This window comes from Pseudomonas sp. MDT2-39-1, from assembly GCF_054898085.1.
Window position 1 is genome coordinate 6239039 of record NZ_CM142716.1, and the last position, 13695, is coordinate 6252733.

Consider the following 13695-nt stretch of genomic DNA (forward strand, 5'->3'; position numbering starts at 1 on the left):
CTGGGCGTCATTCCACGGCCGTGATGTCGTCGAGTTTCCAGCTTTTGTCGAAATAGGCTTCGGTGGGCGCGTACAAGCGGAAATAGCTGAACCAGTGTTTGCCCGGCACGGTTTGTACCCAATTGCTCTCCCAGCCTGTGGTCGCGGTCGGGCCGAAGTACAAGTCCACCGAGCCGTCGGCGTTTTTCTTCAGGTCCTGACGGGACGACAGATCGGCCTTGCGCTGCGGGTTGTCGATCAGGCAGCGGCTGTCGATGTCGTACACGGTCATCGACCAGAACTGCTTGGCCGGCGGATTGGCGCCGACGTGCAGGCGATAGTGTTTGCCGCCGTCGAGCCAGTTGCCCTTGGCGTCGGTGTAGGCGCCGAGGTAGGTCTGGCCCAGGCCCGGGGTTCTGGACACCATGCCTTTGGTGTTGGTGACCGCCTCGTAGAACCAGGCACTGCGCTCCCATAACTGGTCGTAGTAAGCGACGCGCTGGGACGGCTCGGCGATGTTGAGTACCGTGTCCCACTGACGGTCTTTCCAGTACTGGGCGTCCGGAAAACGCTTGGCGAAGGTGTTAGCCTTGGCGATCAGTTCGCCGACTTGTGCGCCTTGCTCCAGAGCCTTGCGCTGGTTGTCGTTGGGGTTGAAGGGCTTGTCCTTCTCGATACCGAGGCTGGCGAGCATGGCCATGTAGAAACGATCACGTTCGTTGACCGGCTCTTTCTGGATGATCTGGTGCAAACGCTCCCAGTAGGCCAGGCCACGCGGCTGGGTGCCGGACCAGGCTTTGCCGCCGGGGGAGAGCAGTCTGGTTTTGGCAGGCGTGGTGCGATTGACGTACGGGTACATCTTGAACTGCTCGACCAACGCCTTGCCTTGGGCCGGGTCCGGATCCAGCACACGAAAACCCACCAGCACGTTCATGGTTTCCGATTTGGCCAGGTAATACTTACCCGCATCAGCCGGAGACTCGGCGCCGGGTGGCAGGACCAGGTATTTGCCACCCTTGCCTTTGTCGGGACCGGTCTGGCCCATGTCGATAATCGCGCGCTGCCAGAAATCACCCACGCCGCCCGCAGTGGGGCCGGGCGGCAGTTCGATCACCAGCGGACCGGTTTCATTCAGGTCGACGAAGCCGAGGATGTACGGTGTGGTCGCATTGGCAGTGATCACGCCCAGCTTGTCTTCGTAACTGTTGAGTACCATCAGGTCGCCGTTGTGGGCGCCGAGCTTGCCACGAAACTCTTCCTGCCACTGGGCGTAGGACACCAACGGCAATGCCCACAGATAACTCTGGGTCGCCTGTTGGAAATCCAGTTCGGCATAGAGCTTGGGGATCGAGTCATGGGCTGGCAGCTCGCCCTCCATCGCAACCTTGCCGATCCGCGTCTCAACGTCCTGTGCGCCAACGCCGCAACTGACGAACATGGTCATCAGGCTGAAACCGGTTGCGCGAATTGCACCGTGCATAGAAAAGTCCTCATTTACCGAACGTGACGTTGATCCCGGCGAACAGTGTGAACTGAGGCAGGCCATCGCCTTTGCGCTCCACGGTCCACTGCGGTTCGATAAAGGCATTGAGGATATTGGACCCGGATTTCCAGACCTTGCCGCCACCCAAACCGAGTGGGATGTAATGGGTGTCGTTCTTCAGGTCGAAGGTCCAGGTACCGGTCGAGCGCAGGTACCAGCCCTTGTCCAGGTTATGAATGATGAAAGGTTGCAGCGTCGCGGTTTCAACGTGGGCACGGTCATGGTCGCCGGCGAAGGAGCTTTGATACTGCACCAGTGCGCCGAGCAAACCGCGCGGCGATGCATCAATCGCTATGGCGGCCAGGCCGGCCTGCCATTTGCCGGTGCCCAGTTCGTGCTGATCGGCGGTGGGTGCAGTGATTTGCGGGCCGATGCCCAACTGCACACCCTCGGTCTTGAGCAAGAAGATATCGAAGACGTTCAGATCACCTTCGCCGGTGCTGTAGCCGCCATGCGGGTCGGGGCGCGTGCTGATCGGCACGGTGGCGCGCAGCAATTGCGGCACACCGATGAAGTCTCCGGGTGCAATCGGCAGCGTGCCGCGCATCAAGAGATCGTTGGTGTGGGCACCGCTGTCGTAAAGCTTGGGCGTGTAGTAGTCCTGAAGGTTGGCACCGGGTGCCAGGTTCAGCGGGTTGTTACTTTTGTTGGCCGTATCGGCGTTGTCCGCCAGGGCACAAACGACAGGCGCAAACCATGCCGCCAACAACACGGCGCATGTTCCTGTTCTTATCGACATGACTCCCCCGTTCCTTCGTGGCTCGTATGGACGACTCGGCACTTGGCGGCCGTTACTGCGTAAGCCCTTTCCTATCAAGCCTGTAGGACACGTCTGTTGAAGTTAGCAGCTAACGCCGGGTTCGCCAGTCGGAAGGGGGGATCTTTGGACTTTTGTACAAGTTTTCGGTGTTTTTTTTGTGTACTAAAAAGTTAATGCGAATCAGGGGTTTGGGTGATGGATGTAAGAAACCACTGCTGGCAAGCTTCGCTTATGTAGGAGCGAGGCTTGCCCGCGAAGAACGATAATGCGGTGGCTCTGGACGGTTACGTACCTGAAATATTCAGCGCTTTTTCATCTGCTCGCGCACCCGCTCTTCCTGCTCGCGCAGTTCCGGAGTCAACAGCGCCGCGAAATCTTCCGCGCTGTATATCGGGCGGATCTCGATCTCCGCGTCGTTGCCCGGCATCGGATTGGGGCAGCGTTTGACCCACTCGATCGCTTCCTCTTTCGACTTCACTTCCCACAGCCAAAAACCGGCGATCAGCTCCTTGGTTTCGGCGAACGGGCCGTCGATGACTGTGCGCTTTTCACCCGAGAAACGCACCCGGGCGCCCTTGCTGCTGGGGTGCAGGCCGTCGCAGTCGATGAGGATGCCGGCCTTGGTCAGTTCCTCGTTGTAATTGCCCATCGCAGCCATCAGTTCTTCGCTGGGCATCACGCCGGCCTCGGATTCCTGGCTGGCTTTTACAATGATCATGAATCGCATGGTCTTGTCTCCGCTGGAGGGTGGGTGATTCACTGTGTAGTCGAACAACCGTGGCCTGAATCGACAGGCGATGGGTGAAATGTAGTCGCGATGGCTGCCTTTCGTCATGAAGACCGGGTGGAGGCGGGAGAGGGCGGTACGCTGTATTTCGACTGTGTGACGAATTCGGTGATCGGTGGTGCATTAACAGAGGCGCTGCTGGTGAATGCCTATATGCCCCGGAGCATCTAGGCGCGGCACCGCAATATGCTGCGATTGCTGGCCTGAACCCGACCCGTAGGAGCGAGGCTTGCCTGCGAAGGGAGCGCCTCGTTGCAACAAGCTGACCGCGTTACCGTTCTTCGCGGGCAAGCCTCGCTCCTACACCGGATTTGGTTTGTATCCAATGTGTGCGACGAGACATCACAATTTGTATCCGGGCATAGGTCGTCGGACCATTTCGTGGTTAACTTCGGCCTCTTCAAAATTCTCCACAATAACGTCAGAAGGACTCCGTTCATGGCTCAAGTCACTCTTAAAGGCTCCCCGGTTCAAGTCAACGGCCAACTGCCTCAAGCCGGTTCCAAGGCGCCAGCCTTTTCCCTGGTTGCCGGCAATCTGTCCGACGTGACCCTGGCGAACTTCGCCGGCAAGCGCAAAGTGCTGAACATCTTCCCAAGCGTCGACACCCCGACCTGTGCCACTTCGGTGCGCAAGTTCAACGCCCAGGCCAACGACATCGCCAACACCGTGGTGCTGTGCATCTCCGCTGACCTGCCGTTCGCTCAAGCGCGCTTCTGCGGCGCCGAAGGCCTGGAAAACGTGCAAAACCTGTCGACCCTGCGCGGTGCCGAGTTCATCGAGAACTACGGTGTTGCCATCGCTGACGGTCCACTCAAAGGCCTGACTGCCCGTGCCGTCGTTGTGCTGGACGAAAACGACAACGTTCTGCACAGCGAACTGGTCAAGGAAATCGCTGAAGAACCGAACTACGAAGCGGCACTTGCCGTTCTGAAATAAGTAAAGCATTACAATTGTTAACGGCCTGAGGGGGCGTTCTCAGTTAATTTCCCCTCCGCGTTGTCGCCTTAAAGCGGGCCAGGCAAGGCGTAGGCCGCAGGGAATGGTTGTTCCCTTTCCAAGGCCTGCAACGCAGGCTGGCCCGCTTTAAGGCACAACCCGAAGGGCCGGGCCTGCTGTTGTGCAGGGCTGCGTTGCTCGAAGCTTATTTGGAATGACCAAACCACGCTTCTCGCGCCTTGCCCTGCACAACAGCAGACCCGGCGCGGCGGGGTAATTAACTGAGAACGCCCCCTCTGTCCAGGCCGTTTTCATTTGTGCTTCAGTGTCTTAGATAAACCTCCTGTTACGTAAGCCGAAGGTAAATTGCCGGTAAAGCCGCTTTGCTTAATACCCGCCAGTGCTTATCGTTCAGCCTCCTGTAGAAGAAGCCCACGCGCCCAATGGTTGATCATTCCATGCAATCCTCCGTTTCCCGTAATCCTCGTCGCTGGCTCCCCGGCCTGCTTGTCTTGTTGGTCATCGCTGGCCTGTGCTGGAAATTCTGGCCCGCCGGCACTGCCCAAAAGGACGGTGCTGCGCCCAAAGCCGTGGCCGGCCACACCGGCAAGCCGGGGGGGATGCGTCCGGGCTTCGGCGGGGCGACCGGACCGATCCCGGTGCGGGTGGCGCTGGCGGTCAAGGGGGATTTTCCGCTGTACTACAAGGCGCTGGGCACGGTGACTGCGCTGAACACCATTAATGTGCGCAGCCGCGTTGGCGGCGAACTGATGAAGATCTCCTTCGAAGAAGGGCAAATGGTCAAGGCTGGCGAACTGCTGGCTGAAATCGATCCGCGCCCTTACCAGAACGCTTTGCTTCAGGCCGAAGGCACGCTGCTGCAGAACCAGGCGCAACTGAAAAACGCTCAGGTCGATGTCGAGCGTTATCGTGGTCTGTTCAAGGAAGACAGTATCGCCAAGCAAACCCTGGACACCGCCGAAGCACTGGTCGGTCAGTACCAGGGCACGGTCAAGACCAATCAGGCGGCGGTCAACGACGCTAAGCTCAATCTCGAATTCACCAAGATCCGCGCCCCGATTGCCGGGCGTGTGGGCCTGCGACAACTGGACGTCGGCAACCTGGTGGCCGCCAACGACACCACGGCGTTGGCGATCATCACCCAGACCCAACCGATCAGTGTCGCCTTCACCTTGCCGGAAAACAGCCTCGACGTCGTGCTGGCGCGCTACCGTACTGGCGCCAAACTGCCCGCCGAAGCCTGGGACCGTGGCGACACCAAGTTGCAGGCCACCGGCGTGTTGCAGAGCCTGGACAACCAGATTGACGTCACCACCGGCACCCTGAAATTCAAGGCGCGCTACGAGAACCGTGATCAGGCGCTGTTCCCCAACCAGTTCGTCAACGTCCACTTGCTGGCCGACACCTTGAAAGACGTAGTGCTCGCGCCTTCGGCAGCGATTCAGTTCGGCACCAACGGCACCTTCGTCTACGCCCTGGACGGCGACAAGAAAGTCGCGATCCGTCAGTTGAAAGTCGGCGCCAGTGACGGCGAAAACACCGTGATTACCGAAGGCCTGGCTCCCGGAGATCGCGTTGTCCTGGAAGGCACTGACCGCCTGAAGGAAGGCAGCGAAGTGGAAGTGGTCAACGACACCAAGGACGTACCGACCACCCCGACCGGCCACCTGCAAGGTAAATCGGCGGCCAGCTCGACTGAGCCGGCGACCACCGACAAGGCGAAAAAGGGCGGCGCATGAACATCTCGCGGCTGTTCATCCTTCGCCCGGTCGCCACCACGCTGAGCATGCTGGCCATTATCCTGGCCGGCGTGATCGCCTATCGGCTGCTGCCGGTGTCAGCATTGCCTCAGGTGGATTACCCGACCATTCGCGTCATGACGCTGTATCCCGGCGCCAGCCCGGATGTCATGACCAGCGCCGTGACCGCGCCGCTGGAGCGTCAATTCGGGCAGATGCCCGGCCTGACCCAGATGGCGTCGACCAGCTCCGGCGGCGCTTCGGTGCTGACCCTGCGTTTCAGCCTCGACATCAATATGGACGTTGCCGAGCAGCAGGTGCAGGCCGCGATCAACGCCGCGACCAATCTGCTGCCCAAGGACCTGCCGGCGCCGCCGGTGTACAACAAGGTCAACCCGGCGGACACCCCGGTGCTGACCCTGGCCATCACCTCCAAAACCATGCTGTTGCCCAAGCTCAATGACCTGGTCGACACGCGCATGGCGCAGAAAATCGCCCAGATCAGCGGCGTCGGCATGGTCAGCATCGCTGGTGGCCAGCGTCAGGCGGTGCGGATCAAGGTCAACCCTGAAGCCCTGGCGGCCAATGGCTTGAACCTGTCGGATGTGCGCACCCTGATCGGCGCGTCCAACGTCAACCAGCCCAAGGGCAATTTCGACGGCCCGACCCGGGTGTCGATGCTCGATGCCAACGATCAACTGACCTCGCCCAAGGATTACGCCAACCTGATTCTGGCCTACGCCAACGGCGCACCGTTGCGCCTCAAGGACGTGGCCGAGATTGTCGACGGTGCCGAGAACGAGCGGCTGGCGGCGTGGGCCAATGAAAACCAGGCGGTGCTGCTGAACATTCAGCGTCAGCCCGGCGCCAACGTTATCGAGGTAGTCGACCGGATCAAGGCCCTGCTGCCGAGCATCACCGACAACCTGCCGGCCGGCCTCGACGTCACGGTCCTCACCGACCGCACCCAGACCATCCGCGCCTCCGTCACCGACGTGCAACACGAATTGCTGATCGCCATCGCATTGGTGGTCATGGTGACGTTCCTGTTCCTGCGTCGGGCCAGCGCCACGATCATTCCCTCGGTGGCTGTGCCGCTGTCGCTGATCGGCACCTTCGGCGTGATGTACCTCGCCGGTTTCTCGGTCAATAACCTGACCTTGATGGCCCTGACCATCGCCACCGGTTTTGTAGTGGACGATGCGATCGTGATGCTGGAAAACATCTCCCGATTTATCGAAGAAGGGGAAAGTCCCCTCAATGCTGCGCTCAAGGGTGCCAAGCAGATCGGTTTCACCCTGATTTCCCTGACCCTGTCGCTGATCGCGGTGCTGATTCCGCTGCTGTTCATGGCTGACGTGGTGGGGCGCCTGTTCCGCGAATTCGCCATCACCCTGGCGGTGGCGATCCTGATTTCCCTGGTGGTATCGCTGACCCTGACGCCGATGATGTGCGCACGGTTGCTCAAGCGTGAACCCAAGGAAGAGGAACAGGGCCGGTTCTACCGCGCCAGCGGCGCCACAATTGATTGGATGATCGCGGCTTACGGGCGCAAGTTAAAGTGGGTTCTCAAGCATCAACCACTGACGCTGCTGGTGGCTATCGGCACCTTGGCGCTGACCGTTGTCCTTTATATGGTAGTGCCGAAGGGCTTCTTCCCGGTGCAGGACACGGGCGTTATCCAGGGCATTTCCGAGGCGCCGCAGTCGATTTCCTTTGCGGCGATGAGCGAGCGTCAGCAGGAACTGGCCAAGGTGATCCTGGCCGATCCTGCGGTGCAAAGCCTGTCGTCTTACATCGGCATCGACGGTGACAACTCGACGCTTAACAGCGGCCGCCTGCTGATCAACCTCAAGTCCCACAGCAACCGTGACCTGAGCGCCACTGAGGTGATTGCCCGCCTGCAACCGGAACTGGACAAGCTGGTCGGCATTCGCCTGTTCATGCAGCCGGTGCAGGACCTGACCATCGAAGACCGGGTCAGCCGCACGCAATACCAGTTCAGCATGTCATCGCCGGATTCCGAGTTGCTCAGCCTCTGGAGCGGGCGTCTGGTGGAAGCGCTGGCGCAGCGGCCGGAATTGACCGACGTCGCCAGCGACCTGCAGGACAAGGGCCTGCAGGTCTATCTGGTGATCGACCGCGATGCGGCGTCACGGGTCGGTGTGTCGGTGTCGAACATCACCGATGCGCTGTACGACGCCTTCGGCCAGCGGCAGATTTCCACCATTTACACCCAGGCCAGCCAGTACCGCGTGGTGCTGCAATCGCAGTCCGGCGAGAAGATCGGCCCGGATGCGTTGAACCAGATTCATGTCAAGACCACCGATGGCGGGCAAGTACGCCTGTCCAGCCTGGCGCACATCGAGGAGCGTCAGGCGCAACTGGCGATCACTCACATCGGCCAGTTCCCCGCGGTGATGATGTCCTTCAACCTGGCACCCGGCGTGGCGCTGGGGCATGCGGTGGAAATCATTGATCAGGTGCAGAAAGACATCGGCATGCCGATTGGTGTGCAGACTCAGTTCCAAGGCGCAGCCGAGGCGTTTCAGGCCTCGTTGTCGAGCACCTTGCTGCTGATTCTGGCGGCGGTGGTGACTATGTACATCGTGCTCGGTGTGCTCTACGAGAGCTACATCCATCCGATCACCATTCTCTCGACCTTGCCCTCGGCGGCGGTCGGCGCCTTGCTGGCGTTGCTGTTAAGCGGCAATGACCTGGGGATGATCGCGATCATCGGCATCATTCTGCTGATCGGCATCGTGAAAAAGAACGCGATCATGATGATCGACTTTGCCCTCGACGCTGAACGCAATCAGGGCATGGACCCGGAAACAGCGATCTATCAAGCGGCGTTGCTGCGTTTCCGACCGATTCTGATGACCACCATGGCTGCATTGTTTGGTGCGGTGCCGTTGATGCTGGCCACCGGCTCTGGCGCGGAGTTGCGCCAGCCGTTGGGCCTGGTGATGGTCGGCGGTTTGTTGGTGAGTCAGGTACTGACACTGTTCACCACACCTGTGATCTATCTGTATTTCGATCGTCTTGGTCGGCGCTGGGGCCGCAAGTCTGAAGCCGCGGAAGCGGTAGAGCAGCCATGAACCTGTCCGGACCTTTCATCAAGCGCCCGGTCGCGACCATGTTGCTCAGCCTGGCGATCATGCTGCTGGGCGGCGTGAGCTTCGGCCTGTTGCCAGTGGCGCCGTTGCCGCAGATGGACTTCCCGGTGATCGTGGTTCAGGCCAGCCTGCCCGGCGCGAGCCCTGAAGTGATGGCCTCGACCGTGGCCACGCCGCTGGAGCGCTCCTTCGGCGCCATCGCCGGCGTCAACACCATGAGCAGCCGGTCCAGCCAGGGCTCGACCCGGGTGATTTTGCAATTCGACCTGGACCGCGACATCAACGGCGCCGCCCGGGAAGTGCAGGCGGCGATCAACGCCTCGCGCAACCTGCTGCCGAGCGGGATGCGCAGCATGCCGACCTACAAGAAGGTCAATCCGTCCCAGGCGCCGATCATGGTGTTGTCGCTGACTTCCGACGTATTGGAAAAAGGCCAGCTCTACGATTTGGCCTCGACGATTCTGTCCCAGAGCCTGTCCCAGGTGCAGGGCGTGGGCGAAGTGCAGATTGGCGGCAGCTCCTTGCCGGCGGTGCGCATCGAGCTCGAACCGCAGGCGCTCAACCAGTACGGCGTGGCCCTGGACGATGTGCGCAACACCATTGCCAACGCCAACGTGCGCCGGCCGAAAGGCTCGGTTGAAGACGGCCAGCGGCTGTGGCAGGTACAAGCCAACGATCAACTGGAAAAAGCCAAGGATTACGAGTCGCTGATCATTCACTACGCGGACGGCGCGGCACTGCGCCTGAGGGATGTGGCCAAGGTCAGCGACGGCGTCGAGGACCGCTACAACAGCGGTTTCTTCAATAATGACGCGGCGGTGCTGCTGGTGATCAACCGCCAGGCCGGCGCCAACATCATCGAGACGGTCAACGAAATCAAGGCGCAGCTGCCGGCGTTGCAGGCCGTGCTGCCGGCCAGCGTCAAGCTGAACCTGGCGATGGACCGTTCGCCGGTGATCAAGGCCACGCTGCACGAAGCGGAAATGACCCTGCTGATCGCCGTGGCGCTGGTGATTCTGGTGGTGTTCCTGTTTCTTGGTAACTTCCGCGCGTCGCTGATTCCGACCTTGGCGGTGCCGGTGTCGCTGGTCGGCACGTTTGCGGTGATGTACCTCTACGGGTTCTCCCTGAACAACCTTTCGCTGATGGCGCTGATTCTGGCCACCGGGCTGGTAGTGGACGACGCCATCGTGGTGCTGGAGAACATTTCCCGGCACATCGACAAAGGCGTATCACCGATGAAGGCCGCCTACCTCGGGGCGCAGGAAGTCGGCTTCACCTTGTTGTCGATGAACGTTTCGCTGGTGGCGGTGTTCCTGTCGATCCTGTTCATGGGCGGGATTGTCGAAAGCCTGTTCCGCGAGTTTTCCATCACGTTGGCGGCGTCCATCGTGGTGTCGCTGGTGGTGTCGCTGACGCTGACGCCGATGCTCTGCGCCCGCTGGCTCAAGCCGCACACGCCGGGGCAGGAAAACCGTTTGCAGCGTTGGAGTCAGCGGGCCAACGAGTGGATGGTCGGCAAATACGCGACCAGCCTCGACTGGGTGCTGCGTCATCGTCGGTTGACCTTACTCAGTCTGTTCGTGACAGTTGGCGTTAACGTCGCGCTGTATATCGTTGTTCCTAAAACATTTATGCCGCAGCAAGACACTGGCCAATTGATCGGTTTCGTGCGCGGCGACGACGGGCTGTCGTTCAGCGTCATGCAGCCGAAAATGGAAATCTTCCGGCGTGCCGTGCTCAAGGATGACGCGGTGCAAAGCGTTGCCGGTTTCATCGGCGGCACCAACGGCACCAACAACGCCTTCATGCTGGTGCGGTTGAAACCGATCAAGGAACGCAACATTTCCGCGCAGAAGGTCATCGAACGCTTGCGCAAGGAAATGCCCAAAGTCCCTGGCGCGCAATTGATGTTGATGGCGGATCAGGACCTGCAATTCGGTGGCGGTCGCGAACAAACCACCTCGCAGTATTCCTACATCCTGCAAAGCGGCGATCTGGGTGATTTGCGCGAGTGGTACCCGAAAGTCGTCACCGCTTTGAAAGCGTTGCCGGAACTGACCGCGATTGACGCTCGGGAGGGTCGGGGCGCGCAACAGGTGACCCTGATCGTTGATCGCGATCAGGCCAAGCGCCTGGGCGTCGACATGGACATGGTCACCTCGGTGCTGAACAACGCCTACAGTCAGCGGCAGATTTCGACGATTTACGACAGCCTCAACCAGTACCGGGTGGTGATGGAGGTCAATCCGAAATACGCCCAGGACCCGATCACGCTCAAGCAGGTGCAGGTGATTACCGCTGACGGCGCACGGATTCCGCTGTCGACCATTGCCCACTACGAAAACAGCCTGGAAGACGACCGGGTCAGCCATGAAGGCCAGTTCGCGTCCGAAAGCCTGTCGTTCGACATGGCCGACGGGGTGACGGTGGAGCAGGGCACGGCGGCGATCGAGCGCGCAATCGCCAAGGTCGGTCTGCCGGAAAGCGTGATCGCGAAAATGGCCGGCACCGCCGATGCCTTTGCTGCCACCCAGAAGAGCCAGCCGTGGATGATTCTCGGCGCGCTGGTGGCGGTGTATCTGGTGTTGGGCGTGCTGTATGAAAGCTACATTCATCCGCTGACTATTTTGTCGACGTTACCGTCGGCCGGGGTCGGCGCACTGCTGTCAATCTACGCGCTGGGCGGTGAGTTCAGCCTGATTTCGTTGCTCGGGTTGTTCCTGCTCATCGGCGTGGTGAAGAAAAACGCCATTCTGATGATCGACCTGGCGCTGCAACTGGAACGCCATCAGGGCCTGGAGCCGCTGGAGTCGATTCGCAGCGCGTGCCTGCAACGTCTGCGACCGATTCTGATGACCACCCTGGCGGCCATCCTCGGTGCATTGCCGCTGCTGCTGAGCCGCGCCGAAGGTGCGGAAATGCGTCAGCCGTTGGGTCTGACCATCATCGGCGGGCTGATCTTCAGCCAGGTGCTGACCCTTTACACCACCCCGGTGGTTTACCTCTATCTCGATAAACTGCGCCATCGCTTCAACAAATGGCGTGGAGTGCGTACCGATGCTGCTTTGGAAACTCCGCTATGACTGACTGTTCGCTTATCAATCTGGCCACGCCGTTGGCGACGGCCCGGGGCTCGCGTTTGCTGAGCCTGGCGCTGTGCGTGGCGATGCTCAGCGCTTGCGCTGTCGGCCCGGATTACCAGCGCCCGCAGGCCGCCGCGCCGATGCAGTACAAGGAAGCCGCCGGCTGGCGTCAGGCCAGCCCGAGTGATTCCCTGGCCCGTGGCGCCTGGTGGGAGTTGTATGGCGATCAGCTGCTCAATGGCCTGATCGAGAAACTCAACAGCTCCAACCAGACTGTCGCCCAGTCCGAAGCCCAGTACCGTCAGGCCCAGGCCTTGGTGCGCAGCGCCCGGGGCGCGTTTTTTCCAACGGTTGATTTAACTGTCGGGAAAAACCGCTCCAGCCAGGGCACCGGGAGCAGCAGTTCGAGCCTGAGCAGTTCCTCCAGCGGTATTCGTGACACCTACACCGCTCAGGCCGGGGTGAGCTGGGAAGCGGACATCTGGGGCAAGTTGCGCCGAGGGCTTGAAGCCGACACCGCCAACGCCGAGGCCAGTTTTGCCGATCTGGCGGCGATGCGCCTCAGCCAGCAATCGGAACTGGTGCAGAACTACCTGCAACTGCGGGTGATCGACGAACAGAAACGCTTGCTGGAAGCGACCGTCGTGGCCTATCAGCGCTCGCTGAAAATGACCGAAAACCAGTACCGCGCCGGTGTCTCCGGCAAGGATGCGGTAGCCCAGGCCCAGACCCAGCTCAAAAGCACCCAGGCGGACATGGTCGACCTGATCTGGCAACGCGCCCAGTTCGAGAACGCCATCGCCGTATTGATCGGTCTGCCGCCAGCCGAGTTCAGCCTGGCCGAATCCAAGAACATCCCGGCATTGCCCGAAGTGCCGCTGAGCCTGCCTTCGCAACTGCTCGAGCGCCGCCCGGACATCGCATCCGCCGAGCGTTCGGTGATGGCGGCCAACGCCAACATCGGCGTGGCCAAGGCCGCCTACTACCCGGACCTGACCCTGAGCCTGAATGGCGGTTACAGCAGCAGCACCTATGCCAACTGGATCAGCGTGCCGAACCGCTTCTGGTCAGTGGGACCGCAACTGGCCATGACGCTGTTTGATGGCGGCCAGCGCTCTGCAGAGGTCGATCGCAGCGAAGCGGCCTACGACGAAACCGTCGCCAAGTACCGCCAGACCGTGCTCGATGGTTTCCGCGAGGTTGAAAACTATCTGGTGCAGCTCAAGGTGCTGGAAGACGAAGCCGGCGTGCGCCAGGAAGCGCTGGATGCCGCGCGTGAATCCCTTCGCTTGACGCAAAACCAATACAAGGCCGGGGTGATTGCTTACCTGGGTGTGGTGGTGGTCCAGGCCACCGCGTTGAATAACGAACGCAGCGTGTTGAGCCTGTTGCAGAGCCGTCTGATCGCCAGTGTGCAGCTGATTGCGGCGCTGGGCGGTGGTTGGGATGGGGCGCTTCAGGTAAGCGAAAACAAATAGCGCGGTCCCTGTAGCAGCTGTCGTGAAATCGGGCGGTGCGGTGTTTCAGGAAGACCTCATGCACAGGTTTTACGACGACTGCGCCGCCGAACGCAGCCTCGCAGGCTCGACAGCTGCTACGAGCGGATGCGTAAGCCATTGGGGAGTCAAACAAGCGTTTCATCGGTTTGATGGCCATTTGATTACTTTTGTCAGTGCGTTCTTTTGTGCAATCAGTACAATCGCCCGATTTGCCCTCCCGAGA

Annotated in this window: 9 protein-coding genes; 6 read left to right on the forward strand and 3 right to left on the reverse strand. The window is 60.6% G+C overall.

The genetic code is table 11. From position 1 onward, the window contains the following. Positions 1-7 precede the first annotated feature (7 nt). From ACYZTM_RS28925 to ACYZTM_RS28935, 3 genes are all read right to left on the reverse strand, one after another. Positions 8-1459, reverse strand: coding sequence for a DUF1254 domain-containing protein (locus ACYZTM_RS28925; protein WP_461986077.1), 1452 nt, complete (start codon positions 1457-1459; stop codon positions 8-10). 10 nt (positions 1460-1469) lie between these two features. Then, entirely contained in the window at positions 1470-2261 is a 792-nt protein-coding gene (locus ACYZTM_RS28930; RefSeq protein ID WP_131061914.1) for a hypothetical protein, read from the reverse strand. A gap of 322 nt (positions 2262-2583) precedes the next feature. Beyond that, on the reverse strand, positions 2584-3009 hold the full coding sequence (locus ACYZTM_RS28935; RefSeq protein ID WP_461973891.1) for a YciI family protein: 426 nt from the start codon (positions 3007-3009) through the stop codon (positions 2584-2586). Between the two features lie 90 nt (positions 3010-3099). On the opposite strand from ACYZTM_RS28935, the gene ACYZTM_RS28940 reads away from it, so the two are divergent. The 6 genes from ACYZTM_RS28940 (at position 3100) to ACYZTM_RS28965 (ending at position 13451) form a co-directional block, all read left to right on the forward strand. Beyond that, positions 3100-3240 (forward strand): hypothetical protein, encoded by a 141-nt coding sequence (locus tag ACYZTM_RS28940; RefSeq protein WP_461986079.1) that lies wholly within the window; start codon positions 3100-3102, stop codon positions 3238-3240. A 267-nt stretch (positions 3241-3507) separates the two neighbouring features. Then, on the forward strand, positions 3508-4008 hold the full coding sequence (gene tpx, locus ACYZTM_RS28945; RefSeq protein ID WP_010459910.1) for a thiol peroxidase: 501 nt from the start codon (positions 3508-3510) through the stop codon (positions 4006-4008). A gap of 443 nt (positions 4009-4451) precedes the next feature. Beyond that, positions 4452-5768, forward strand: coding sequence for an MdtA/MuxA family multidrug efflux RND transporter periplasmic adaptor subunit (locus ACYZTM_RS28950; RefSeq protein WP_131061912.1), 1317 nt, complete (start codon positions 4452-4454; stop codon positions 5766-5768). Then, positions 5765-8869, forward strand: a complete 3105-nt coding sequence (locus tag ACYZTM_RS28955; protein WP_461986082.1) for an MdtB/MuxB family multidrug efflux RND transporter permease subunit — start codon at positions 5765-5767, stop codon at positions 8867-8869. The genes ACYZTM_RS28950 and ACYZTM_RS28955 overlap by 4 nt, the downstream gene beginning before the upstream one ends. Next, on the forward strand, positions 8866-11973 hold the full coding sequence (locus ACYZTM_RS28960; RefSeq protein WP_461986084.1) for an efflux RND transporter permease subunit: 3108 nt from the start codon (positions 8866-8868) through the stop codon (positions 11971-11973). The genes ACYZTM_RS28955 and ACYZTM_RS28960 overlap by 4 nt, the downstream gene beginning before the upstream one ends. Further along, positions 11970-13451 (forward strand): efflux transporter outer membrane subunit, encoded by a 1482-nt coding sequence (locus tag ACYZTM_RS28965; protein WP_461986086.1) that lies wholly within the window; start codon positions 11970-11972, stop codon positions 13449-13451. The genes ACYZTM_RS28960 and ACYZTM_RS28965 overlap by 4 nt, the downstream gene beginning before the upstream one ends. The last annotated feature ends 244 nt before the right edge of the window (positions 13452-13695 follow it).

Coding starts and splice junctions, on each gene's coding strand:
- ACYZTM_RS28925 (WP_461986077.1), bottom strand. CDS start 1,459: ATGCACGGTGCAATTCGCGCAACCGGTTTCAGCCTGATGACCATGTTC.
- ACYZTM_RS28930 (WP_131061914.1), bottom strand. CDS start 2,261: ATGTCGATAAGAACAGGAACATGCGCCGTGTTGTTGGCGGCATGGTTT.
- ACYZTM_RS28955 (WP_461986082.1), top strand. CDS start 5,765: ATGAACATCTCGCGGCTGTTCATCCTTCGCCCGGTCGCCACCACGCTG.
- ACYZTM_RS28965 (WP_461986086.1), top strand. CDS start 11,970: ATGACTGACTGTTCGCTTATCAATCTGGCCACGCCGTTGGCGACGGCC.
- tpx (WP_010459910.1), top strand. CDS start 3,508: ATGGCTCAAGTCACTCTTAAAGGCTCCCCGGTTCAAGTCAACGGCCAA.
- ACYZTM_RS28960 (WP_461986084.1), top strand. CDS start 8,866: ATGAACCTGTCCGGACCTTTCATCAAGCGCCCGGTCGCGACCATGTTG.
- ACYZTM_RS28950 (WP_131061912.1), top strand. CDS start 4,452: ATGGTTGATCATTCCATGCAATCCTCCGTTTCCCGTAATCCTCGTCGC.
- ACYZTM_RS28935 (WP_461973891.1), bottom strand. CDS start 3,009: ATGCGATTCATGATCATTGTAAAAGCCAGCCAGGAATCCGAGGCCGGC.
- ACYZTM_RS28940 (WP_461986079.1), top strand. CDS start 3,100: ATGGCTGCCTTTCGTCATGAAGACCGGGTGGAGGCGGGAGAGGGCGGT.